Source organism: Jannaschia helgolandensis (assembly GCF_900109285.1).
In the GTDB taxonomy this organism is placed as follows: domain Bacteria; phylum Pseudomonadota; class Alphaproteobacteria; order Rhodobacterales; family Rhodobacteraceae; genus Jannaschia; species Jannaschia helgolandensis.
In genome coordinates this window covers 11,982-36,437 of record NZ_FNZQ01000006.1, presented here as the reverse complement: position 1 = coordinate 36,437, position 24,456 = coordinate 11,982, and the positions used below count along the sequence as shown (strand labels likewise).

Sequence of the window (24,456 nt, the reverse complement as noted above, 5' to 3'; positions counted from 1 at the left end):
GGTCTATTTGTCGGAAGTCTTGATAGGACCGACGCCGCCCTCTTCCTCAAGGACGACATCCAGACCAACGTCCAGCTTGCGGCGAATACGCTCCACCTGCTCCTGCGGGTCCAGAGACAGGGCGCGTTTCCACTGGAACCGGGCTTCGCGCTTGCGGCCGACGGACCACAGGACATCGCCCAGATGATCGTTGATCAGCGGGTCCAGCGGTTCCAGCTGCACAGCCCGCTCCATCGGTGCAACGGCTTCGTCGTAGCGGCCCAGCCGGTACAGGACCCAGGCCAGCGAGTCGGTGATGAACCCGTCGTTCGGGCGTGCGGCGACGGCGCGTTCGATCATTCCCAACGCCTCGTCCAGCTTGATCCGCTGTTCCACCAGACCGTAGCCAAGATAGTTCAGGACATTCGGGTTTTCGGGGTTCAGAGTCAGCGCCTGACGGAAATCGGCCTCGGCCCCCGTCCAGTCGGAAAGGCGTTCGCGGGCGATACCGCGCGTATAGAACAGCAGCCAGTTGCGCGGCGTCACCTCGGACAGCATGGCGATGGCGCGATCATAGGCCTTGGCCGCGGGGGCGAAACGTTCGAGGCGGCGCAGCGCATCGGCGTAGGCGGCCCAGACTTCGATCTTGTCCGCGTCCGACCGGGTCAGGGCCGCCAGAACCTCGAGCGCCGCCTCGTTCTGGTCTGAAGCCAGCAGGATTTCAGCGCGTGATATTTCCGCTTCATAGAAGGCCGGATCATCGCGCGGAACACCTGCAAGCACGTCCGCGGCCAACTTGTGTTGGTTCTGATCCTCAAGCAATTCGGCGGTCATCACCAATGCTTCGACATGATCGGGCCGAAGCGAAATGGCGGCGCGCGCATTGATCAGGGTGAAGGTGGTCGAGGAATCCGAGGCAAGCAACGCGGCGAACACGAAATAGGCTTCCGCCATTCCCTGCAACGGGGTCGCGACAATATCGTAGGCGATCGTTTCACCCGCGGTGATCCGCGCTTCGAGATCGCGCAGAAGCGCACTGCTCGTCGCTTCATTGGCTTTCTGCAGAAGTTCTGCCGCGGCATCCCGTTGGTCCAGTTGCACGAGGATCTGGGCGTGGGCCGCAACGCCCCGCGCCGTCGCATTCAGGACACCGTAGGCCCGCCCCGACAGGATATCGTCCGCCCCTTCGTAGTCGCCGACGGAAGCCAAGGCGTAGGCCTTGTGCAGATAAGCGAAAGGCGCAAAGGCCTCGGTCTGGCCCAGGGTATCGAACGCGGCCAGCGCATCCGAGGTGCGGCCCTGCGCCGCAGCAATCCAGGCCGTCAACAAACCATCCAGAAGCGGACCGGCGATGCTGCCCTCGTCCAACAGGGCGGCGGCATCGTCCCAGCGCTCATCGCTCAGGGCCTTGACCATGCGACCGCTTGCCGAAAACTGGCTCGATTGTCCCGTCGCGTCCAGCGTGTCGGCGACGGCGGTGGCGGCGTTGAAATCGCCCAGCACCGAATAGATGATCATCGCATTTTCAAGAATGCGGGCATCGTCTTCGCCTTGCGCCAGAAGATCGCGGTAATACTGGCCCGCCGCGCTGTAGTCGTTCGAAAAGCCGGCGATCCGCGCAGCCAGATAAGGGCCGGCAATTCCCTGTGACAGCGCCGGGAGCGGAGTCAGAAGCGTGGCGGCCAGAAGAAGCGAACGAAGCATGGCGAAATCCTTTTTGGCACGCTAAGCGCGCCGCGACGGGGATGCAACGCGCGCCATCGCCGATCCCCGGCCGAAAGCGAATTTCAGTCATCACATGTTCGGGTAGTTCGGTCCGTCCCCACCCTGCGGCACCGTCCAGACGATATTCTGTGACGGGTCCTTGATGTCGCAGGTCTTGCAGTGGACGCAGTTCTGGAAATTGATCTGGAACCTGGTGTCCGCCCCCTCGCCCACGAATTCGTAAACCCCCGCCGGGCAATAGCGCGTCGACGGCCCGGCATATTTCGGCAGGTTCACCGCCACCGGAATGGCGGGGTCCTTCAGCGTCAGATGCGCAGGCTGGCTTTCCTCGTGGTTGGTGAAGCTGAACGCCACGTTGGTCAGCCGGTCGAAGGACAGCTTGCCGTCGGGCCTGGGATAATCGATGGGCGTATGCTTCGATGCTTCCTCGGTCGCCTCGGCGTCGGATTTTCCATGCTTGGACGTGAAAGGCGACCAGCCGGTCAGGTTGTTGAGCCACATCGACGCGCCGCCCACCGTCAGCGACGCCGCCAGTCCATAATTCGACCAGAGCGGTTTGACGTTGCGGACGCGCTTCAGGTCCTTGCCGATGGGACCGCTGCGGACCTCGGTGTCGTATTCGTCCAGCACATCGCCCTCGCGACCGGCCTTGATGGCGTCATGCGCCGCCTCGGCCGCGGCCTTGCCCGACAGCATGGCGTTATGGTTGCCCTTGATGCGCGGCACATTGACCATGCCCGCCGCACAGCCCAGCAGAACGCCACCGGGAAAAGCGGTCTTGGGCAGCGACTGCCAACCGCCTTCGGTGATTGCCCGCGCGCCGTAAGCCACGCGCTTTCCGCCTTCCAACAGTTCCGCCACCATCGGGTGATGCTTGAAGCGCTGGAACTCCATATAGGGGAACACATAGGGGTTCTTGTAATTCAGGTGGACGACAAAACCGACATAAACCTGATTGTTGTCAATGTGGTAGATAAAGCTTCCGCCACCCGCATTCTTGCCCAGCGGCCAACCCATCGTATGGACCACCTTGCCGGGTTGATGCTTTGCCGGATCGATCTCCCAGATTTCCTTCATGCCGAGACCGTATTTCTGCACGTCCGACTCGGCGTCCAAATTGTGCCGGGCGATAACCTGCTTGGACAGGCTGCCGCGCACGCCTTCGGCCAGCATGACGTATTTGCCGTGCAGTTCCATCCCCGGCTCGTACGACGGGCCCGGCGTGCCGTCGGAATTACGCCCGAATTCGCCCGCGACGACACCCTTCATCCTGTCGCCATCCCAGACAATTTCGGAACACGACATGCCCGGAAACACTTCGACGCCAAGCTCCTCGGCCTGTTCGGCCATCCAGCGGCAGACGTTGCCCATCGACACGACATAATTGCCGTGGTTCGACATCAGCGGCGGCATCGCGGCGTTCGGAACGCGCACGCGCCCGCCTTCGCCCAGAACGAAGAAACTGTCGGATGTGACCGGCACGTTCACCGGCGCGCCCTTGTCTTTCCAGTCGGGGATCAGCGCATCAAGACCGACCGGGTCCAGCACCGCCCCCGACAGGATGTGCGCCCCGACCTCGGACCCTTTTTCCAGCACGACCACCGACAGGTCCGCATCCAGCTGTTTCAGCCGGATTGCCGCCGACAGGCCCGCCGGACCCGCGCCGACGATGACCACATCGTATTCCATCGCTTCGCGTTCGATCGCATCGGACATGGGCGGTTCCTTCTCAAGGCTCGTGCAAAATCTGACTTGGTATGGCCACGGCGCTCCCTAGGGTCAATCGTGACGCAACATCATATCGCGCTGCTCCGGTCATGCCTTCCCGGTCTCTTTGCTCCGGAAATATTCCTGCCGGAGGCTCCGCCAGTTTCCACCCGCGCCGACCTTGGCTAAAGAGGCGCGACCCTAAGCAGGAGCCGCCCATGTCCCCGATCCGCATCCTCTGGCTCATCCTCTGCGTGGCGGGGGTGATCCTGCCGTTTCGCTATTTCCTGAAATGGTTCGATGAAAACGGCTGGGACATCGGCTTGATGGTCGACGCCTGGCACGCGAATGCCGCCTCGTCCGGTCTGGTCTGGGATCTGACCGTCGCCGCCGTCACGCTGACGATCTGGATCGTCTGGGACTGCACGCGCAAACGCGACTGGCCGGGTCTGATCGCGATCCCGGCGACCTATCTGGTGGGGGTCTCGCTGGGCCTGCCGCTCTACCTGTTTTTGCGGAGCCGCTGATGGATCATTTCCTGTATCGCGACGGCATACTTCACGCCGAAGATGTCCCCCTGTCCGAGATTGCGCGCACTGTCGGCACGCCTGCCTACGTCTATTCCGCCGCGACCCTGCTGCGGCATTTCCGTCTGTTCGACGAGGCGCTGGCCTGGGGTCCGCATCTGGTCTGCTATGCCGTCAAGGCCGCCAGCAACGTCGCCATCCTCAAGCTGCTGGGCGACGCAGGCGCGGGGATGGATGTCGTGTCCGAAGGCGAATACCGCCGCGCCCGTGCCGCAGGTATCCCGCCGGACCGGATCGTGTTTTCCGGCGTCGGCAAGACCGCAGCCGAGATGCGCCACGTCCTGCGCGAAGGGGTCCGTCAGATCAATCTGGAGAGCGAACCGGAGATGCGCTTGCTGTCGCGCGTCGCCAGCGAACTGGGCGTCGAGGTGCCCGTGACCGTCCGCGTGAACCCCGATGTCGACGCCAGAACGCACGAGAAGATCGCGACCGGCAAATCCGACAACAAATTCGGCATCCCGATCAGCCGCGCGCGCGCGGTCTATGCCGAAATCGCCACTCTGCCCGGACTGCGCGTCATCGGCATCGACGTCCATATCGGCTCGCAACTGACCGACCTCGAACCTTTCCGGCTGGCCTATCGCAAGGTCGCGGACCTGACCGAAGTCCTGCGCGCCGATGGCCATGCCATCGAACGTCTCGACCTTGGCGGCGGCCTCGGCATTCCCTACGCCCGCTCGAACCTCGCGCCGCCTGTGCCGCTGGAATACGGGCGGGTCATCCGCGAGGAAGTCGGCCATCTGGGATGTGAAATCGAGATCGAGCCGGGCCGCCTGATCGCGGGAAATGCGGGCATCCTGCTGACCGAAACGATCTTCGTGAAACACGGCGAGGGCCGCGACTTCCTGATCGTGGATGCCGCGATGAACGACCTGATCCGCCCCGCGATGTATGGCGCGCACCACGACATTGTGCCTGTCATCGAGCCCGCCCCCGGTGCGGATCAGCAGGCCTTCGATATCGTCGGCCCGATCTGCGAGACCGGCGATACGTTCGCTAAGGCCCGCCATATGCCGCCAGTGGCTCCGGGCGACCTGATCGCCTTTCGGTCAGCGGGTGCTTACGGTGCGGTGATGGCAAGCGAATACAACTCCCGTCCGCTGGTGCCGGAGGTGCTGGTGCAGGGCGATCAATACGCGGTGATCCGCCCGCGCCCGACCTTTGACGAGATGATTTCGCGCGATATGGTTCCCCATTGGCTCGAATGACCCTAGTTTGAAGCACAGGCATGCCAGCGGGGACAGCCGTTTGACCGACCGACAGCCACCTATCGCGCGCGCCATCGCGCTGACCCGTATCGGCCTGTGGGCCGAACGCATCACGCAGGCCTTCTGGCCCGCGTGGACGGCAGTGCTCGCTGCGGTCGCCGTCTGGGCGTCGGGCCTGGCCGGGCCACTCTGGGAATTCAGCCTGATCGGGGCACTGGCGATCCTGGCGCTGGTTCTGGTCGTGATCGGGATGCGGGGGTTCCGCGCCCCGACCCAGGCCGAAGCGCGCGCCCGCCTGGACGAAACGTTGCCCGGTCGGCCGCTTGCGACGTTGGACGACGATCTGGCGATCGGGTCCGGCGACGCCGGGTCCTCCGCCGTCTGGGCCGCGCATCGACGCCGCATGGCCGCGCGGTTGTCGGGTGCGAAAGCGGTGCCCGGCGATCTGCGGGTGGCACGCCGCGACCCTTATGCGCTGCGCTACATGGCGGTGTTGCTGGCCGCCATCGGCCTGTTGTTCGGCACCCTCTGGCGGGTGCCCGAAGTCCCCGCCCTGCCCGGCATCGGCGGACAGGTTGCCACCGGCCCCGCGTGGGAAGGATGGCTGGAGCCACCGCGTTACACCGGCCTGCCAACGCTCTACCTCAACGAGATCGAGCCGGGCACGGTGGATGTGCCCGAGGGCACGCGCGTCGTCCTGCGCCTCTATGGCGAGACAGGGGCGCTGTCGGTTACCGAAACCGTTTCGGGCCGCAATGCCACCACACCGGGCGAGCCGCTGCAGGACTTTACCGTCGTGCAATCGGGAACGGTTGCCATCGACGGCGCCCAGGGCGCGCCGGTCTGGACGCTGACCGCTTCGCCCGACACCGCACCGACCGTTGCGCCGGATGGCGATGCTGCGTTCGAATTCCCCGATCAGGTAACGCTGCCGTGGCGCGCCGCCGACGATTACGGCGTGACGGCTGCGGAGATCACCATTGCCCTGGATGCGGACGGCACTGACCGCCGCTATGGACTGGAGGTCGAACCGGAACCGAGACAGCCGCTCGTTCTGGACATGGCCTTGCCGATTGCAGGCGACCGCAGCGATTTCACCGAAGTGTTTCGCGCCGATCTGACGCAGAACCCATTGGCCGGAATGCCCGTTATCGTGATGCTGAGCGCGACAGATGCCGCCGGTCAGGATGGCACCGCCGAGGCGCGAATGATCCTGCCGGGGCGCGCATTCTATGACCCCATCGCCAGCGCTCTGATAGAACAACGACGCGATCTGAACTGGTCGCGCGCCAACCGTGTCCGGGTCGCCCGTCTGTTGCGCGCGATCACCTGGAAGGCAGACGGCACGTGGAATGCGCCGACAGCTTATCTGATTACGCGCATGGCGATCCGGCGTCTGGATCAGGGCCCCCTGACGCTGGAACAGCGGGACGAAATCGCCGAGATGCTGTGGCAGGCCGCCACCCGGATCGAGGATGGATCGCTCGACAGCGCGCTGGAACGCCTTCGCGAGGCGCAGGAACGGCTGGCCCAGGCAATTCGTCAGGGCGCATCCCCCGAGGAGATCGAGCGACTGATGGCCGAAATGCGCCGCGCGATGGACGACTACACCCGTCAGCTTGCACAGCAGCAGGGTCAGCAGGGCCAGCAACAGCAGCAGGCGCAAGGCGATACCCAGGAAATCACGCCCGACATGCTGGACGAGATGATGCGTCGTATCGAGGAGTTGATGCAGCAGGGCCGCACCGCCGAGGCGCAGGAATTGCTGCGCCAGCTTCAGGACATGATGGAGAACATGCAGGTCACCCAGGGCCAGGGCAGCGGTCAGGGCCAGCCCGGCGAAGGCGAACAGGCGATGGATCAACTGCGCGACCAGTTGCGCGAACAACAGGACCTGAGCGACGAAGCCTTCCGCCAGTTGCAGGAACAGTTCGGCAGGCCCGGCGAACAGGGGCAGCAGGGTCAGGACGGCCAGCAGGGACAACCCGGTCAGCAAGGGCAGCCCGGAGAGAGCCAGCAAGGCCAGGATGGACAAGGCCAGCAGGGGAACCAGCAAGGCCAGCGACCCGACGGCCGCGGCGAGAATGGCGAGGGTAGCAACGATGCCCAAAGCCTGGCCCGACGTCAGGAAACCCTGCGGCAAGGTCTGGAGACACTGCGCCGGAACCTGCCGGGTGCAGGATCGGAGGCCGGCGATGCAGCCCGCGAAGCCCTTGGCCGTGCGGAAGGCGCGATGCAGGACGCCGAGCGCGATCTGGCGGATGGCAACCTCGGCGGCGCACTGGACGATCAGGCCCGCGCCATGGATGCCCTGCGCGATGGAATGCAGGAACTGGGCCGCGCCCTGGCGGGCGACCGTCCACAGGGCATCGAGAACCAGCAACGGGGCGAGGCCGGAGGTCGCGACGGACGTGGCCTGAACCGCGATCCGCTGGGACGGCAATCGGGTCAGGGCGGGCAATTGGGATCGCAGGAAAGCCTGGGCAAAGGCCCGGATGCCGCCCGCCGCGCCCGCGATCTGATGGACGAAATCCGGCGCCGGTCGGGGCAACGCGACCGGCCCAAGGTGGAACTCGACTATCTGAAACGGCTGCTGGAACGCTTCTGACGGTTCAAGCGGTGCGCGATCAGCTTTCCGGCGTGATCCGGGCGGTCAGCGCCTCGGCTGCGGCGGCAAGGGCGATCCGCTGGGCATCCACCCAGGCGACATAGCGGGCCAGCGCGGCACCGGCCTGCGGCACCATCTCGGCGATCGGTCCGGCGAAGACATAGACACCGACGGCAATCGCGATACAGGCGGCAATCACCAGGAAACCGATGCGGAACCCACTGCTGCGGCGTATCTCGGCCGGACTGTCATCGACCCTGCCATTGGCCTCGGCCTCGGCTTCGGCGGCGCGCTCGTCCGGTCGCAGGGACGAGTTGATCTCCTCGATATCGGGCAACAGCTCGCGCCGCGCCGACCTGGCCTCGGATGGAACAGCGCCGGACCGGGCCACGGGGAATGGCGTCTCGTCCTCCGCCTCGTCCTCGGTCGCGGAGGCATCGCGCAAAGTGGCTGCGATGGCGTTGCTGACATCGTCGTCTTCCGGCGGCGGGGGGGCCGGGTCCGGATCATTTTCGTCGTCGGAATTTTCGTCGTCGAAATCGTCCTCCAGCGATAGTGCGACCTCGGCATCGCGGGCGCGGGCCAGCGTTGCAGCGGCGGCCATGCGCGCACGCTCGGCGGCGGCCTGTTCACGCGGGTCGGGTTCGGCGGTCGGCTCGTCCGAGGCGACAGGCGCGGAGGCGCGAGTGTCCGTGCGCAGGCTGTCTTCCCGCTCCCGCTCCTTGCGCAGGACATCAAGGGTTTCGTCGTCGATCGTCGGACGGCGATGGCGCGACGGGAAAACAGGTGCGACTTCGGTCTGGTCATCGGGTGTATCGTCGCCCGGTGCTTCGGGTGCCGCGTCCTGCGCAATTTCATCGACCTTCGGCTCCTTGCGGCCCGGACGGCGGACGGCACGCGCCTCGACCGCAGTCGCAGCACGGGCGCGGCCTTCCTGAAACCACGTGGTTCCACAGTTCGAGCATTGCACGTCACGTCCCTCTGAAGGGATCATGTCGTCGCCGACTTCGTACTGGGCATTGCAATTCGGACAGGTGATGCGCATGGGCCGGAAGTTCTCGTCCTTTGTCGTGCATGGTTGACAATTTCGCCTACCGCGCCTCATTGACCCCGTTCTGTCAACCCTGACGACCTGACTGGGTCCTTCGATGTGGCCTGAACGCAAGGATTGGCAGAGATTGCGTCGAAATGATGGCTGAGGCAGAAGGGCCCGAAGCAGGATCGGGCGCAGAAACAGACCCGAAACAAGCGTAGGGGCATAACCAGGTGATCGAGCTTCGGGGGGTCGGATATTCCTATGGCGGTGGCAATCTTCTGTCCGGGCTGGACCTTGAGCTGACGCCGGGATCGTTCCATTTTCTGACCGGCCCTTCCGGCGCGGGCAAGACGACTCTCCTAAAGCTGTGCTATGGCGATCTGAAACCCACGGCGGGTGCGGTGACGATCGACGGGCGCGACAGCCGCCGCATGGACCGGGACGGACTGGCGCGGATGCGACGGCGGATCGGCGTCGTGCATCAGGATTGCCAGTTCATCGACCATTTGTCGATCCACGAGAACGTCGCCCTGCCGCTGACCGTCGCGGGCCGGGATGTGGCCGTCGAGGCCGCTAACCTGGAACAGCTTCTGGGTTGGGTCGGTCTGTCCCGGCGCGCCAATGCCCTGCCACCGGAACTGTCCGGCGGCGAGCGCCAGCGTGCCGCATTGGCCCGCGCGATCATCATGGATCCGGATGTCATCATCGCGGACGAACCCACGGGCAACATCGACTGGGACATGTCGAAACGCCTTCTGTCGCTGCTGGCCGAGTTGAACCGCATGGGCAAAACCGTGCTGGTCGCGACCCACGACCTGGCCCTGATACGGGCGGCGAAGGCGCAGGTCACGGCCCGTGTCCTGCGGCTGGCGGGCGGCACGCTGTCGGCGGGAACCGAGTTGTGAGGCGTCTGCAGGCCCTTCTGGACGCGATGTGGGGCGATCGCCAGGCCGACCGGGTCGTGCCGCCGACGGGTCACACCGTCTGGCTGACCGTGCTGACCTCGGGGGCGATGGCATTTCTGGCGGTCTTCGCGCTGGCGTTGTCACTGGCCACCGGGCGGCTGGCAGAGCGCTGGGGCGACAGTCTGGCGCAGGCCTCGACCATCCGCGTTTCCGCGCCTGCCGAACAGGCCGACGCGCAGGTCGAAGCCGTCATGGCCATCCTGGTGACGACCCCCGGCATCGCCGACGCACGCGCGCTGGACCCCGCCGAACAGGCCGCCCTGCTGGAGCCGTGGCTGGGCCCCGACCTGCCGCTGGATACCATTCCGCTGCCCCGCCTGATCGAGGTGACAAGCGATGGCAGTCTGGACGCAGAAGGCCTGCGCCTGCGCCTGACGGCCGAAGTGCCGGGCGCGGTCTATGACGACCACACCCGTTGGCGCGAACCGCTGGTGGCCGCCGCCGACCGCCTGCGCGCCCTGGGCTGGACCGCGCTTGCACTGATCGCGGGCACGTTGGCGGCAATGGTCACGCTGGCGGCACAATCGGCGCTGGCGGCGAACCGGCAGGTCATCCGCGTGTTACGTCTGGTCGGCGCGCGCGACGTCTATGTGGCCCGCGCCTTCACGCGCCGGTTCACGCTGCGCGCGGCCCTGGGCGCGACCCTGGGTGCCGCCTCCGGCGGGCTGGCCGTGGCCTTCCTGCCTGCGGCGGACGCGGCGGGCGGGTTTCTGACAGGCCTGGGGTTTCAGGGGGCCGGATGGTTGCTGCTGCCGCTGATTCCGATCTTTGCGGGCGGTGTCGCCTTCCTGGCCACCCGCAGTGCGGCGTTTCGCGCACTCGCCCGTTTCGAGTAACCGCGCGACCTGCTAGGACAGCCAGCATGCAATATATCCGATCCCTGTTCTTCAACATCGCCATGTACGTCTGGATGGGGGTGATTGGCCTGATCTATGCGCCCTGGGCGATTTTGTCGCCCGCCGGGGCGCGGGCGGCCTGCGACATCTATGCCCGCCATACGCTTTGGATGTTGCGTGTCTTCGTGGGCCTGAAGACGGAAGTCCGCGGCACGCCGCCCGTCGGTGCGGCCCTGCTCGCCGCCAAGCACCAGAGCTTTCTGGATATCATCGTGATCTGGGCGTCGATCCCGCGCGGGTTCTTCGTGATGAAATCCGTGCTGCGGTACGCGCCCGTCCTTGGACAGTATGCGCTGCGGCTGGGCTGCATCCCGGTTCACAGGGGCAAGCGGACCGAAGCGATCAAGTTGATGCTGACCGAGATACGCTCGGGCAAGCGCAAGGATGGCCAGTTGATGATCTATCCGCAGGGCACGCGCGTCGCGCCGGGTGCGGTGCGGCCCTACAAGGTCGGCACTTTCGCAATGTACGAGATACTGGGCCAGCCCTGTTATCCGGTCGCCACCAATGTCGGACTCTTCTGGCCCAAACGCGGATTGCTGCGAAAGCAGGGCGTGGGTGTGGTCGAGTTTCTGGACCCGATTCCCGCCGGTCTGGACCGTTCCACGTTCATGACCGCGCTCGAGGAGCGGATCGAAACCGCCTCGAACCGTTTGATGGAGGAAGCGGGGTTTCCCGTCACGCTGCATCCGGAAATCATCGGCGATCCTGTGGCCAAAGCCGTGCGGGACGTCGCCCGGCCCAAGACCTGACCCGCGCGGGCGGCGGAGGATGGCGCGGGCGATCATGATACAGGGCGCGGGGTCCAACGTCGGGAAATCGATGCTGGTCGCAGGAATCTGTCGTCACTTCGCGCGGCAGGGTCTGCGCGTGCGTCCCTTCAAGCCGCAGAACATGTCCAACAATGCCGCCGTTACCGCCGATGGCGGCGAAATAGGGCGGGCGCAGGCGTTGCAGGCGATGGCCTGCGGGGTCGAACCTGTGGTCGATATGAACCCGGTGTTGCTCAAGCCTGAAACCGATACCGGCAGTCAGGTGATCGTGCAGGGCCAGCGACTGGCGACGGTGCGCGCGCGGGATTATGCGGCGCTCAAGCCGCAACTGCTGGCCGCCTGTCTCGACAGTTTTCGACGCCTGGCGCGGGACTGCGATCTGATCGTCGTCGAGGGCGCGGGCAGCCCGGCCGAGATCAACCTGCGCGCGGGCGACATCGCCAACATGGGCTTCGCCCAGGCCGCTGGCGTGCCGGTGGTGCTGGTGGGTGACATCGACCGGGGCGGTGTGATCGCGCAACTGGTCGGCACCAGGGCAGTGCTGGACGCAGGCGACTCCGACCGGATCAAGGGATTCCTCGTCAACAAATTCCGGGGCGACGTGACCCTGTTCGACGACGGCACCCGTCAGATAGCCGCGCGCACCGGCTGGACCGCGCTGGGCACGGTGCCGTGGTTCGCAGACGCATGGCGGCTTCCGGCGGAAGACATCATGGATATCCGGTCGTCACGGCGCGATGCGCCCTTCCGCATCGCCGTGCCGTGTCTGAACCGGATCGCCAACTTCGATGACCTGGACCCGCTCTCCGCCGATTCCGCACTGTCGGTCGAGGTGATCGCGCCGGGCCGCCCCCTGCCCGTCTGCGACCTGATCCTGATCCCCGGCAGCAAATCCACCATCGCCGATCTGGCCAGCTTTCGCGCCAACGGCTGGGATATCGATCTTGCGTCGCATCACCGGCGCGGCGGACATGTTCTGGGAATCTGTGGCGGCTATCAGATGCTGGGCCGCACCATCGCCGACCCGGACGGACTGGAGGGTGCGCCGGGCGAAATCGCGGGACTGGGCCTTCTGGACGTCGCCACGATCATGCAGCCGCGCAAACATCTGGCCCGCGTCACAGCCACCGATATCGACAGCGGGACGCGTGTCGACGGCTATGAAATCCATCTGGGCGTCACGACCGGTCCGGACGCCGACCGTGGCTGGCTGCGGCGCGATGGCGTGGTGGTCGGTGCCGCCAGCGGCGATGGACGTGTGCGCGGCTGTTATCTGCACGGTCTGTTCGCGGGCGATGCCTTCCGCGCCGCCTATCTTGCGCGACTGGGCGCCACCGGCGCGCCGACGCAATACGGCAACGGGGTCGAGACGACGCTGGACGCGCTGGCCGATCATCTGGCCGCCGCACTGGACATGGATGCCTTGAGCAGGATTGCCGTCGATATCAGATAGCGAACGCAAATCATTGCCGCGCTGCCCCGGCGTGTTAGCTTCAGCCAGAAGCCGCCGATCGAGTCAGGAGTTTTCGATGTTCCCCAAGTCCGTATTTCGTATTGCAGCCGTATTCGCCGCATTTATCGCATCCCCCGCTCTGTCCGCCCCATGCGGCAACGACGCGAGTGGGTTTGAGCGCTGGAAAAGCCAGTTCGCACAGGAAGCCGCCGCCGCCGGAATTCAGCAACCCGGCCTGAACGCGCTGGCCGGTGCGCGTTACGCCACCCGCACAATTGCCGCCGACCGCAACCAGAAGGGCGTGAAATATGCGCTGAATGATTTCATCCGCATTCGTCTCGGCTCGCTCGACAGTTTCGCCGCACAGGCGACCCGTCGCCTGAACCAGAACCGCGCATTCTTCCAGTCGCTGGAACAACGCTATGGCGTGCCTGCCGGTGTGCTTCTCGCGATCCACGGGATGGAGACCGGCTTCGGACGGAACATGGGCTCCGAGAACGTCGTCTCCTCGATCCTGACGGTCGCCTATGATTGCCGCCGCAGCGATTTTTTCACGCCACACGCGCTCGCGGCATTGCAGATGGTAGATCGCGGCATGTTGTCGCCCAGCCAGAACGGCGCGGCCCACGGCGAGTTGGGACACACCCAGTTTCTTCCCGGCAACGCCCTGCGCTACGGGCAGGACGGCGACGGTGACGGACGGGTCGATTTATACACCATGCCCGACGCCATGGCCTCGACTGCAAATTATCTGCGGCAGAAGGGCTGGCAACCGGGGCAGTCCTTCCAGGAGGGAACCGCGAACTTCCGCGTGCTGGACGAATGGAACGCTGCGACAGTCTATCAGAAGGCCATCGCCCTGTCCGCAGAACGCATCCGCTGACCGGGGTGGGGTGTCAGGCGACGGCTTTTCGGGCGACGGTGTGCAGGTGATCCCGCGCCTTCGGGATCGCTTCATACGTCTGAAAGTGGACTTGATACGCTGCGCTGCCTTGGAGCGGTGATCGCCGCATTACGGAGATTGCTCGGGGCAGACAGCAGAACGCTCTCACCCGGTTCACAGGTGAGAGCGACGATTTTTACATAAGGTCAGCGCAGCCAAAAACCGCGCCTGTCCATCATGTCAGGCGGATTTCGGATACAGCACGACGCGCGATTTCATCGGCACTTTGGCGTAAAGCTCCTCGATCTGATCGTTTACCAGCCGGGCACAGCCATTCGATACCGCCGTGCCGATCGTGTTCGGCGCATTGGTGCCGTGAATACGCAGATAGGTGTCGCCACGGGTTGGCGTGAACAGATAAAGGGCACGCGCGCCCAGCGGGTTGTTGATGCCTCCGGGGACGCCGTCCGCGTATTTCGCATAGACCTCCGGTTCGCGGCGGATCATCGAGGGCGTCGGCGTCCAGCTTGGCCATTCCTTCTTGGCACCGACATAGAATTCACCAGGCTCGTACAGACCCGGACGTCCGACGCCGACCATATAGCGCATCGCGCGACCGCCGGGCATCGTCCAGAACAACATGAAACTGTCGGGCACCACGTGGATTTCGTTCGGGGCGATATCGGGGCGGATGGCAACCTCGACCGGCATGAATTCGGGGCGCAGGCCCTGGGCCATGACCGCGCTGCTTCCGAACAGCGAAAGGGCGGCCCCTCCCAAGATCAGTTGACGTCTGTCCATCGTGAAATCTCCTTCAGCAAGCTCTTTCCGGAATGAAGCTAGGGTGCTCATTCAGTTACATAACGCACTCGCCCATAAATTTGGCCGTTTCTCAAGTTCACAACCCTGTGTGCTGGGCTTTCCCATGCCGACCGTTGCGGCGCGGTCCCGGAATCGGGGGGCATTGCGGACATTCCAAGCCGTCCGGCGGGACGGCCTTCGATCCGCCACCGGACTCGGGCAGATCAGTGCAAACGGCGGAAAGGATTCGCGCGCCTGCCACCCCGTCCGGTCAGGTGTTGAACAGGAAGTGCAGCACATCGCCGTCCTTGACGGTATAGGCCTTGCCCTCGGCGCGCATCTTGCCCGCCTCCTTGGCAGGCTGCTCACCGCCCAGCGTCACGAAATCGTCGTAGGCGATGGTTTCGGCCCGGATGAACCCCTTTTCGAAATCCCCGTGGATCACCCCCGCCGCCTTTGGCGCGCTGGTGCCGTGCCGGATCGTCCAGGCGCGGGCCTCTTTCGGGCCGACGGTGAAATACGTCTCCAGCGACAGAAGCTCGTATCCGGCTTGGATCAGACGATCCAGCCCCGGCTCCTCCAGCCCCATCTCGGACAGGAATTCGGTCGCCTCCTCGTCGGACAGTTGCGCGATTTCTTCCTCGATCTGGGCGCTGATGACCACCGTCGACGCACCCTGCGCGGCGGCCATCTCGGCCACGGCGTCCGAGAACGCGTTGCCCGTCGCCGCCGATCCTTCGTCCACGTTGCACACATACAGGATCGGCTTCGCGGTCAGCAGTTGCAGCATGTTCCACGTCCTGCGGTCGTCGGCCGCCACATCGACGGTTCGCGCGGGCTTGCCGTCGTTCAACACGGCCAGTGCTGCCTTCAGCAGGCGTTCCTGTTCGACCGCCTCCTTCTCGCCGCCACGCACTTTGCGCGACAGACCCTGAAGGCGTTTCTCGATGCTCTCCATATCGGCGATCATCAGTTCGGTCTCGATGATCTCGGCATCCTCGACCGGATTCACCCGATCTTCGACATGCGTGACATCACCGTCCTCGAAACACCGCAGAACGTGGGCGATGGCATCGGTTTCGCGGATATTGGCCAGAAACTGATTGCCCAGCCCCTCGCCCTTGCTCGCGCCCTTAACCAGCCCGGCAATGTCCACGAAGGTCATGCGCGTCGGGATGATCTGCTTCGATCCGGCAATCGCCGCCAGCTTGTCCAGCCGCGCATCTGGAACGGCCACGTCACCGACGTTCGGCTCAATGGTGCAAAACGGAAAATTCGCGGCCTGCGCGGCGGCGGTTTTCGTCAATGCGTTGAACAGGGTCGACTTGCCGACATTCGGCAGACCCACGATGCCCATCTTGAAACCCATGTCTCGACCCTTCCGTGAAACCGCGAACCCCATACGACCGGGGGCAGGTCGGGACAAGTCGCGAGTGGCTTCACGCCCGCTTGTTGCGACGCTCGAAAATCACGAACCAGGCCAGAAGGATGAACATCGGATGGGTAAGCCCGCCTGAAAAGAACAAGGCGGGAATCCAGATCAGGAAGGTGATGACCCCGAGGATCGGGCGTCCGGCCAGAAGGATCGACAGAGGCGGCAGCAGGATGGCGAGAATATAGTTCATGCCATGCAAATGGGTCGGGCGGTGCTTTTGTTCCAGTCCTGTGGCATGTTTTGTCGACGGCCACGGGCGGGGAGGACCGGACATGCAGCTCAACACCTATCTTCATTTCGACGGCACCTGCGAGGCGGCGATGACATTCTATGCCGACGCGCTGGGCGGGACCGTCGTGTCCAGGATGCGATTCCGCGACATGCCCGATCATTCGATAGTACCCGAAGATCGTCTCGATCTGATCGCCAACATGGAACTTCGGATCGGGGACCGGACGCTCATGGGCTCCGACGGGATGCAGGCACCCAGGGGTGGCCACTCCGGCTATTCGATGCAACTGGCCCTGGCCGATCTGGCAGAGGCAGAGCGGATCTTCACGGCTCTCACCCGCGACGGCAGCCAGATGATGCCTTTCGCGCCGACCTTCTGGGCGCGGGGTTTCGGCATGGGGACCGACCGCTTCGGCGTCGACTGGATGGTAAACTGCGACTGATGCAGGGCGTTCGCGGACCTGAAACTGCCTCCGACGCAGATCACCCGTAAATCACCCCTGGATCACCCGTCCATCCGTACCGGTTTTTTGCCGCATGCCGCGCGCCAAGGCGATTGACCTCAGGACCCGCCTGTCGCACTCCGGAGCCAGCAGAAAGAGGCCGCATGACCCGCATAGACGACACCTTCGCCCGCCTGTCCGCCGAAAACCGCAAGGCCTTCGTGACCTACGTCATGGCCGGCGATCCCGACGCGGCGACCACGACCGAAATCGTCAGGGGCCTCCCCGGTGCAGGCGTCGACATCATCGAACTGGGCCTGCCCTTCACCGACCCCATGGCAGACGGTCCGACGATCCAGCTGGCCGGTCAGCGCGCGCTGGAAGGTGGCATGACCCTGCAAGGCACGCTGGACATCGTGCGGGCCTTTCGCAAAGGCGACACCACGACCCCTATCGTGTTGATGGGATACTATAATCCGATCTATTCACGGGGCGTAGACCGGTTTCTGGCCGATGCTCGGGAGGCCGGGATCGATGGGTTGATCATCGTCGATCTGCCCCCCGAGGAGGATAGCGAACTCTGCATTCCGGCGCAGGCCGCGGGCCTGAACTTCATCCGTCTTGCCACGCCCACGACCGATGAAAAGCGTCTGCCGAAGGTGCTGCAGAATACGTCCGGCTTCGTCTATTATGTCTCGATCACCGGCATCACCGGATCGGGTGTGGCGGACGCCGCCAAGGTCGGACCCGAGGTCGCACGTATCAAGCAATCGACCGACCTGCCGATCATCGTTGGCTTCGGCATCAGGACGCCCGACGCCTCCCGCGATATTGCCGCGGTCGCCGACGGCTGCGTCGTAGGCTCGGCCATCGTCGACCGCATTGCCAAAGGCGACAGCGTGCAAGACGTTCTGGCCTATGTGAAATCGCTGGCCGACGGCGCGCATTCGGCCTGACAATATCCGGGGTTTCCGATACTTTTTCTGATCCTCATCGCGTTCGTCTCGCTCGTCGGAATCGCCGTCGCCTTCGTGGCTCCCGGCTGGTCCGACCTTTTGCTACTGGCCGGGCCCACCGCCTTGGCGGCCCTGTTCCTGCTTGTGCAGCAGGTCCGTCGAAATCGGGCGAATGCAAAGGCCGATTGGGTTGTGCTGGATGGCTCCAACGTAATGCACTGGAAGGATGGAACGCCCCATATGGACCCGGTGAAGGAAGTTCTTGCCTGCCTGATCGCACAAGGCTTCACACCCGGTGTCGTCTTCGATGCCAACGCCGGATACCTTCTGTCAGGCCGTTATCGCCATGACGGATGGTTGTCCCGGACGCTGGGCCTGCCGGAAGACCGCGTGATGGTCGTCAACAAGGGCGAACCTGCCGACCGCAAGATCCTGACTGCGGCGCGGGACATGGGGGCCTTCGTCGTCACCAACGACCGCTATCGCGACTGGGCGGAGGATTTTCCCGAAGTAAAGATGTCCGAGCATCTGGCGCGGGGTGGCTACCGCGACGGAAACCTGTGGCTCGATCTGCCGAAACGCCCGGCCTGAATGCGGTCAGCGCAGGTCCAGAACGTAATCTTCGCCCCAACCATGAACGTTGTCGTGAGCGCGGACCGTCACCTGCGCCACATCCTCGGGGACATCCACGCCTGACAGCGAACGGGTGAACGGCTGTTCGGTCTCGTGCGGATGCACAAGCTTGCGATAGCCCAGTTCCGTTCCATCCGGAGCGGAAACAGTCCAGCCATCGGCATAATGTTCCCATCCGGTATCGGCGTGACGGACGGTCACGGCAAAGGTCCAGTTGTCCCGCGCCTGCGCGGCGACGGCATCTTCGACTATCGGCAGATCGGCCAGCGCGGGCGTAACCAGCAACAGGACGAAGGAGAACAGGATGCGCATGACACTTTTCTGGGGTATTTGCCGGGGTCGTGTCGAGGCACGCTTTCGTGACGCGCGTGTCGGACAGAAAGACGCCAGCCGCATGCCGTCAATCCTCGAGCAACACGCCGCGCGAGGTCGAGGCGAATTCCCGCGACAGAACGCTCCATCCGGTCACGGCCACGGCCAGCATCAGACCCCAGGGCCCCAGGATCCACGCCAGCCCGGCCAGCGCGAAATAGACCGACCGCAGCCCGCGATTGAAGTTCGTCGCCGCCCGAATGTTGATTTCGGCGGCCTGACGGGCGCGAGGAATGGCGCGGGGGTCTTCGACTTCGTTGGGCACTGATGCCATGACCACCGCGCAATATCCGAACAGGCGGTTCGACCAGATGAACTTGAACACCGCATGCATCAGCAACAGCGCGACCACACCCAGCTTGGTTTGCCAGAAAATCACCGGATGGCCTTCGATCCCGACCCCCATGACCAGCGAATCCAGCGTCTGGGGCTGTCCGGCCAATGCCAGAACCCCACCGACAGCGATCATCGCCGCCGACGTCAGGAACGTGGTGCCCTGACGCAGGCTGCCCAGAATCGTCGCGTCGAAGATGCGCGGTTTGCGGGTCAGCATCTCGGTCATCCAGTCACTGCGGTACCGTCGCATCAGCACCGTAACCGAGGCCCGCGATTTCGGGGGATGTTCGATCACCAGCCCTGCTCCGACCCACGCGAACAAAAGCAGCCCGAGGGCTATGAAATCGAGAAGGGTGAACGAGGAGAGGAGGGGAACCAGCATGCCTCCCTCGTATCAAATGCCTTGGTCCTTGCCTTCCGCAAAATTGGTTATATTATTTTACCAATATCATCAGATGCCAGTTCAGATGTCAGTGTTGTCAGCCGGAGGACGCCGCGATGGAAATGCCGAACGTCGATCCCTTCACGATCGCCAAGAAGGACCGCCTGATCACGCGTCTTTTGCAGGTCCTGCCCGACGACGCCGTGATCCACGAACCGGAGGAGACGCGCGCCTATGAATGCGATGCGCTGACTGCCTACAGATGTCCACCGCTGGCCGTGGTTCTGCCCCGCACAACCGATGAAGTCGCCGCCGTCCTCAAGATTTGCCACGACATGGAAATCCCCGTCGTTCCGCGCGGGTCGGGCACATCGCTGGCCGGGGGCGCCCTGCCGACAGCCGATTCGGTCATTCTGGGCGTCGCCCGCATGACCGATGTGTTGGAGGTCGACTACGACGACCGCATCATCCGATTGCAGACGGGGCGCACCAACCTGTCCGTCACCGGCGCGGTCGAGGCGGATGGATTTTTCTACGCCCCCGACCCGTCATCGCAGCTGGCCTGCGCCATCGCCGGCAATATCGGCATGAACTCCGGCGGGGCGCATTGCCTGAAATACGGTGTCACCACCAATAATCTGCTGGGCGTGACGATGGTGCTGATGGACGGCACGGTGGTTGAGGTCGGCGGGGCGCACATGGATGCGGGCGGGTTGGATCTGCTGGGCGTCATCTGCGGCTCCGAGGGGCAGTTGGGCGTCGTCACCGAGGCCACCCTGCGCATCCTGCCCAAGCCCGAAGGCGCGCGCCCGGTGCTGATGGCCTTCGACGACAACGAAACGGCAGGCGCCTGCGTGGCCGATATCATCAAGGCGGGCGTCTTGCCTGTCGCGATCGAATTCATGGACCGCCCCGTTATCCGTGCCACCGAAGCCTTCGCGCACGCCGGATATCCGGACGCCGAAGCCCTGTTGATCGTGGAGGTCGAAGGGTCCGAGGACGAGATCGACGAACAGCTGGAGGTGATCGAAAAGATCGCCCGCACCCACAACCCGGTCGAACTGCGCCGCTCCACGTCGTCGGACGAAAGCGCGCGCATCTGGCTGGGCCGCAAGTCGGCGTTCGGCGCCATGGGGCAGATCAACGATTACATGTGCCTGGACGGGACGATCCCGGTGTCGGAATTGCCCCGCATCTTGCGTGGCATCGGTGACCTGTCGGCCAAATATGGGCTGGATGTCGGCAATGTGTTTCACGCCGGTGATGGCAATATGCATCCGCTGATCCTGTTCGACGCCAACAAGCCGGGCGATCTGGAACTGTGCGAGAACATGGGGGCGGATATCCTGAAGCTCTGTGTCGAGGTCGGCGGCTGCCTGACCGGAGAGCACGGCGTTGGTGTCGAAAAGCGCGAGCTTATGGGACATCAGTTCAACGAGGGCGACATGGAAGCGCAATTGCGGGTCAAGGACGTGTTCGACCCCAAGTGGCTGTTGAATCCGGCGAAGGTCTTTCCGCTGTCCGTGACCGAAAGCCGTCGGGTCTAATTGGCCTGAAGCTGCCGTCGGAGCCTCCGGCGGGAATATTTCGAGAGCAAAGAGGGGGCGCGGCCTTGCTGAAACCCGAGAGCGAAGAACAGCTGGCCGAGATGGTGCGAAGTGCGAACGGACCATTGTCCGTGCGCGGCGGCGGCACCCGTCACGTGCCTGGCGATGGTGAGGCGCTGACCACCTCCGGCTTGACCGGGATCACGCTGTATGAGCCGGGCGCTCTGACGCTGGTGGCGCGGGCGGGCACGCCAATGGCGGTGGTCGAGAAGGCGCTGGCCAAGGAAGGGCAGCGTCTGCCGTTCGAGCCGATGGATCATCGCGCCCTGCTGGGCACCAAGGGCACACCGACGATTGGCGGGGCCGTGGCGATGAATGTTTCGGGTCCGCGTCGTGTGCAGGCCGGGGCGTGCCGGGATTCGCTGATCGGGGTGCGGTTCGTCGATGGCGAGGGCACGGTGATCAAGAACGGCGGACGGGTGATGAAGAACGTGACCGGCTATGATCTGGTCAAGCTGGTGGCGGGTGCGCGCGGATCGCTGGGGGTGCTGTCGGAAGTCAGCTTCAAGGTGCTGCCGTCTGCTGCGACCAGCGTATCCCTGCTGATTGAAGGACTCGATGTGACGCGGGCGGTCGCCTGCATGTCGATGGCGCTCGCCTCGCCGTACGAAGTGAACGGGGCCGCGCATGTGCCTGTCGGTCTCGATGGGACGCCGGTCACGATGATCCGCATCGAAGGCTTGGAAGGCTCTGTCACCTACCGCGCGGCAAAGCTGCAAGCGCTTCTCTCGTCGTTCGGAACTGTGGTGGTCGAACGACGATCGGGCAGGGAAGGTGGACTGGGCGTCGAAGCCGGATGGGCATGGATTCGCGATGTTAAAGCCTTCGAAGGGACCGATGGCGACGTCTGGCGTGTGTCTGCTCGCCCGTCTCATGCACCCGATATCGTAGCCCGTGCCGGGGCGGAGGCGGCGTTGCTGGACTGGGGCGGAGGGTTGGTCTGGCTGCGCCTGCCCGAAGGCACCGACTTGCGCGCGCGTCTGGGTGATTTCGGCGGCCATGCAACTCGGGTGCGAGGCACGGGACCGGGTGCGCTGCCGCCGGAACCGGACGCCTTGGCGACGCTGACATCGGGCATCCGGGCGCGGTTCGACCCGCGTGGCCTCTTCAACCCGATGACGGGGGTCTGATCCATGCAGACGACATTCACCGATGCGCAACTGGCCGATCCGGCGATCAAGCGGTCGAACGAGATCCTGCGCTCTTGCGTGCATTGCGGGTTCTGCACCGCGACCTGTCCGACTTATCAGGTGCTGGGCGATGAATTGGATAGCCCGCGAGGCCGGATCTACCTTATCAAGGATATGCTGGAATCCGGCCGCGATGCCGACGAAAAAACGGTCAAGCACATCGACCGCTGCCTGTCGTGCCTGGCTTGCATGACGACCTGCCCATCGGGTGTGCATTACATGCACTTGGTCGATCATGCGCGGGAGCACATTGAAAAGACGTATAAGCGCCCGTTGATGGATCGGCTTCTGCGTTGGACTCTGGCAAAAATCCTGCCTTATCCGGGGCGGTTCCGACTGGCGCTGCTGGGCGCCAAGCTGGGCCGCCCGCTGGCCTTTCTGATGCCTGACGCGCGCCTGAAAGCGATGCTGGAGATGGCACCCAGGACCATACCTCCGGTCAGCCGCAACGACGACCCCCAGACCTTCGCCGTGCCGGATCGAAAGATGCGCGTCGCTCTGATGACAGGCTGCGCACAGAAGGCCCTGAACACCGATATAAACGATGCGACCATACGCTTGCTGACACGGTTGGGGGCCGAAGTCGTGATCCCCAAGGGGATGGGCTGTTGCGGAGCGCTTACGCATCACATGGGCAAGTCGGACGAAAGCCACGCCTTCGCCACGCGCAACATCGACGCCTGGATGGCCGAGGTCGAGAACGAAGGGCTGGACGCCATCGTCATCAATACCAGCGGCTGCGGCACGACAGTCAAGGATTACGGCCATATGTTCCGCAATGACCTGCTTGCCGACAAGGCGGCGACCGTTTCAGGCTTGGCCAAAGACGTGTCCGAAGTTCTGATGGATCTGCTGCCGAAGGATCATGACTTCATCACACCGCCCCGGCCCGCCCGCGATGGAGTGGGCGGAGTGCCTCTGGGCCGCGTCCCGACCGATGCCGGGGGCGGATCGATGCATGTCGCCTATCACGCCGCCTGTTCATTGCAGCATGGCCAACAGATCAAGGGCGCGCCCAAGGATCTTCTGAAACGCGCCGGGTTCACCGTGCTGGAACCACGCGACGCGCATCTGTGCTGCGGCAGCGCCGGGACCTACAACCTGATGCAGCCCAAAATCAGCAGCGAGTTGAAGCGCCGCAAGGTCGCCACGCTGGAAGAACGCGCACCGGACGTGATTGCGGCGGGCAACATCGGCTGCATGATGCAGATCGGCAGCGCCGCTTCCGTCCCCGTCGTCCACACCGTCGAACTTCTGGATTGGGCAACGGGTGGTCCGATACCGCCTGCAATTGCGGGTTTCGAACCGTCGCGCGCACAAGTCACCGAACCGCCACGTTTGCGCTAGGGTTTCGCCCGATCCACAGGCGATCCGTGGGTGAAACTTACCTGCCGCGGAGAATCTCATGGTTCGAATCCTGCCGAATATCATTCTGCCAATTCTGGTTTCCCTGATGGTGTTCGTCGGTGGACCCGCGGTGGCGCAGCAGGGGTTGGTCCAGCTGGATACCGCCTTGTCACGCCGGGGGCTGGAAGGTGTCGGTCGGATCGACATGGTGGGGCCAAACGGCACCGAAGGTTTCTGCACCGGCGCGCTTGTGTCGCCGACACAGGTGCTGACGGCCGCGCATTGCCTGTTCAACAAATCCACGGGCGAGCCGCATTCGATCGACAGCCTGACGTTTCGGGCCGGGCTGTATGACGGATTGGACAGCGCCAGCCGTCGCGTTCGACGCGTGGTGATGCACCCCGATTATAAATATGGTCCCGATCCGTCGCAAAGCTCTTTACGTGCGGATCTGGCATTGCTGGAGCTGGACCGGGCCTTGCAGATCGCCAGCGTTCAACCGTTCGACACGCGCGGACGCCTGTTCAGGGGCGACATCGTGCAAGTCGTCAGTTATGCGCGTGGCCGGGAAAATGCCCCGTCGAGCGAAGACGATTGCGCGGTTCTCGACCGCGATGATCGGGTTTTGGTCCTGTCATGCTCGGTCGACTTTGGGGCTTCGGGCGCGCCGGTGTTCGTGCAAACGGATCAGGGGTTGCGGATCGTGTCCGTCATCTCGGCCATGACGACATGGGAAAATCGCCCGGTTGCCTTGGCAGTTACCGTCGAAGAAGGTCTGCGCCGGTTGCAGCGCGAATTCGCGGCAAGCCCGCGCACAACGCCGGTGCGGAAGGTTGTGCGCGTCGGTCAGGGCGAGAGGACCGGAACTATCCGCTTCCTGCGGCCCGACGGCTGACACAATCC

Annotated in this window: 23 protein-coding genes; 15 read left to right on the top strand and 8 right to left on the bottom strand. The window is 64.2% G+C overall.

What is annotated here, in order from left to right; genetic code table 11:
- Positions 1-3: 3 nt before the first annotated feature.
- Positions 4-1,683 carry a tetratricopeptide repeat protein gene (locus tag BMY38_RS14200; protein WP_092763939.1) on the bottom strand — a complete coding sequence of 560 codons (1,680 nt, stop codon included), beginning with the start codon at positions 1,681-1,683 and terminating at the stop codon, positions 4-6.
- Positions 1,684-1,773: 90 nt separating this feature from the next.
- Complete coding sequence (locus BMY38_RS14195; protein ID WP_092763936.1) at positions 1,774-3,420, bottom strand: electron transfer flavoprotein-ubiquinone oxidoreductase; 1,647 nt, start codon at positions 3,418-3,420, stop codon at positions 1,774-1,776.
- Between the two features lie 218 nt (positions 3,421-3,638).
- Here BMY38_RS14195 and BMY38_RS14190 point away from each other — a divergent pair, with 218 nt between their 5' ends.
- From BMY38_RS14190 to BMY38_RS14180, 3 genes are read left to right on the top strand one after another with little or no spacing between them, the layout of a single operon-like run.
- On the top strand, positions 3,639-3,938 hold the full coding sequence (locus BMY38_RS14190; RefSeq protein WP_092764293.1) for a DUF2834 domain-containing protein: 300 nt from the start codon (positions 3,639-3,641) through the stop codon (positions 3,936-3,938).
- Complete coding sequence (gene lysA / locus BMY38_RS14185) at positions 3,938-5,206, top strand: diaminopimelate decarboxylase (RefSeq protein ID WP_092763934.1); 1,269 nt, start codon at positions 3,938-3,940, stop codon at positions 5,204-5,206. Before BMY38_RS14190 ends, lysA begins: the two co-directional genes overlap by 1 nt.
- A 40-nt stretch (positions 5,207-5,246) precedes the next feature.
- Positions 5,247-7,814 carry a DUF4175 domain-containing protein gene (locus BMY38_RS14180; protein ID WP_092764291.1) on the top strand — a complete coding sequence of 856 codons (2,568 nt, stop codon included), beginning with the start codon at positions 5,247-5,249 and terminating at the stop codon, positions 7,812-7,814.
- A gap of 19 nt (positions 7,815-7,833) precedes the next feature.
- On the opposite strand, the gene BMY38_RS14175 is transcribed toward BMY38_RS14180, so the two are convergent.
- A complete protein-coding gene (locus BMY38_RS14175; RefSeq protein ID WP_175495900.1) occupies positions 7,834-8,859 on the bottom strand; it encodes a zinc-ribbon domain-containing protein in 1,026 nt (341 codons plus the stop codon).
- A gap of 221 nt (positions 8,860-9,080) precedes the next feature.
- Between BMY38_RS14175 and BMY38_RS14170 the strand changes: the two genes are divergently transcribed.
- The 5 genes from BMY38_RS14170 to BMY38_RS14150 all read left to right on the top strand — a co-directional run bounded on the left by BMY38_RS14170 (position 9,081) and on the right by BMY38_RS14150 (position 13,820).
- Positions 9,081-9,755 (top strand): cell division ATP-binding protein FtsE, encoded by a 675-nt coding sequence (locus BMY38_RS14170; protein WP_092763930.1) that lies wholly within the window; start codon positions 9,081-9,083, stop codon positions 9,753-9,755.
- A gap of 26 nt (positions 9,756-9,781) precedes the next feature.
- Positions 9,782-10,651 (top strand): cell division protein FtsX, encoded by an 870-nt coding sequence (locus tag BMY38_RS14165; protein ID WP_092764289.1) that lies wholly within the window; start codon positions 9,782-9,784, stop codon positions 10,649-10,651.
- Positions 10,652-10,677: 26 nt separating this feature from the next.
- The gene (locus BMY38_RS14160; RefSeq protein WP_092763927.1) at positions 10,678-11,463 is read left to right on the top strand and encodes a lysophospholipid acyltransferase family protein; all 786 of its coding nucleotides are present in this window, start codon (positions 10,678-10,680) and stop codon (positions 11,461-11,463) included.
- Positions 11,464-11,482: 19 nt separating this feature from the next.
- Positions 11,483-12,937, top strand: a complete 1,455-nt coding sequence (locus BMY38_RS14155; RefSeq protein ID WP_092763925.1) for a cobyric acid synthase — start codon at positions 11,483-11,485, stop codon at positions 12,935-12,937.
- Positions 12,938-13,013: 76 nt separating this feature from the next.
- Positions 13,014-13,820, top strand: a complete 807-nt coding sequence (locus tag BMY38_RS14150) for a lytic murein transglycosylase (protein ID WP_092763923.1) — start codon at positions 13,014-13,016, stop codon at positions 13,818-13,820.
- A 240-nt stretch (positions 13,821-14,060) separates the two neighbouring features.
- Here BMY38_RS14150 and BMY38_RS14145 read toward each other — a convergent pair whose 3' ends face one another.
- The 3 genes from BMY38_RS14145 to BMY38_RS14135 all read right to left on the bottom strand — a co-directional run bounded on the left by BMY38_RS14145 (position 14,061) and on the right by BMY38_RS14135 (position 16,246).
- Complete coding sequence (locus BMY38_RS14145; protein ID WP_092763922.1) at positions 14,061-14,621, bottom strand: L,D-transpeptidase; 561 nt, start codon at positions 14,619-14,621, stop codon at positions 14,061-14,063.
- A gap of 271 nt (positions 14,622-14,892) precedes the next feature.
- Positions 14,893-15,990, bottom strand: coding sequence for a redox-regulated ATPase YchF (gene ychF / locus BMY38_RS14140; RefSeq protein ID WP_092763921.1), 1,098 nt, complete (start codon positions 15,988-15,990; stop codon positions 14,893-14,895).
- Positions 15,991-16,060: 70 nt separating this feature from the next.
- Complete coding sequence (locus BMY38_RS14135; protein WP_092764287.1) at positions 16,061-16,246, bottom strand: hypothetical protein; 186 nt, start codon at positions 16,244-16,246, stop codon at positions 16,061-16,063.
- A gap of 82 nt (positions 16,247-16,328) precedes the next feature.
- Between BMY38_RS14135 and BMY38_RS14130 the strand changes: the two genes are divergently transcribed.
- The 3 genes from BMY38_RS14130 to BMY38_RS14120 all read left to right on the top strand — a co-directional run bounded on the left by BMY38_RS14130 (position 16,329) and on the right by BMY38_RS14120 (position 18,277).
- Complete coding sequence (locus tag BMY38_RS14130) at positions 16,329-16,730, top strand: VOC family protein (protein ID WP_092763919.1); 402 nt, start codon at positions 16,329-16,331, stop codon at positions 16,728-16,730.
- Positions 16,731-16,894: 164 nt separating this feature from the next.
- Entirely contained in the window at positions 16,895-17,686 is a 792-nt protein-coding gene (gene trpA, locus BMY38_RS14125; protein ID WP_092763917.1) for a tryptophan synthase subunit alpha, read from the top strand.
- 75 nt (positions 17,687-17,761) lie between these two features.
- Positions 17,762-18,277 carry an NYN domain-containing protein gene (locus BMY38_RS14120; RefSeq protein ID WP_245737626.1) on the top strand — a complete coding sequence of 172 codons (516 nt, stop codon included), beginning with the start codon at positions 17,762-17,764 and terminating at the stop codon, positions 18,275-18,277.
- A 6-nt stretch (positions 18,278-18,283) separates the two neighbouring features.
- On the opposite strand, the gene BMY38_RS14115 is transcribed toward BMY38_RS14120, so the two are convergent.
- Both BMY38_RS14115 and BMY38_RS14110 read right to left on the bottom strand, forming a co-directional pair.
- Positions 18,284-18,631: a hypothetical protein gene (locus BMY38_RS14115; RefSeq protein WP_092763913.1), complete on the bottom strand. Its 348-nt coding sequence runs from the start codon at positions 18,629-18,631 to the stop codon at positions 18,284-18,286.
- 88 nt (positions 18,632-18,719) lie between these two features.
- On the bottom strand, positions 18,720-19,409 hold the full coding sequence (locus BMY38_RS14110) for a DUF599 domain-containing protein (protein WP_092763911.1): 690 nt from the start codon (positions 19,407-19,409) through the stop codon (positions 18,720-18,722).
- Between the two features lie 116 nt (positions 19,410-19,525).
- Between BMY38_RS14110 and BMY38_RS14105 the strand changes: the two genes are divergently transcribed.
- The 4 genes from BMY38_RS14105 to BMY38_RS14090 all read left to right on the top strand — a co-directional run bounded on the left by BMY38_RS14105 (position 19,526) and on the right by BMY38_RS14090 (position 24,448).
- Positions 19,526-20,956 carry an FAD-linked oxidase C-terminal domain-containing protein gene (locus BMY38_RS14105; protein WP_092763909.1) on the top strand — a complete coding sequence of 477 codons (1,431 nt, stop codon included), beginning with the start codon at positions 19,526-19,528 and terminating at the stop codon, positions 20,954-20,956.
- A gap of 68 nt (positions 20,957-21,024) precedes the next feature.
- Positions 21,025-22,146, top strand: coding sequence for an FAD-binding protein (locus BMY38_RS14100; RefSeq protein WP_092764285.1), 1,122 nt, complete (start codon positions 21,025-21,027; stop codon positions 22,144-22,146).
- 3 nt (positions 22,147-22,149) lie between these two features.
- On the top strand, positions 22,150-23,553 hold the full coding sequence (gene glcF / locus BMY38_RS14095) for a glycolate oxidase subunit GlcF (protein WP_092763908.1): 1,404 nt from the start codon (positions 22,150-22,152) through the stop codon (positions 23,551-23,553).
- Positions 23,554-23,611: 58 nt separating this feature from the next.
- A complete protein-coding gene (locus BMY38_RS14090) occupies positions 23,612-24,448 on the top strand; it encodes a trypsin-like serine peptidase (protein ID WP_092763907.1) in 837 nt (278 codons plus the stop codon).
- Positions 24,449-24,456 lie beyond the last annotated feature (8 nt).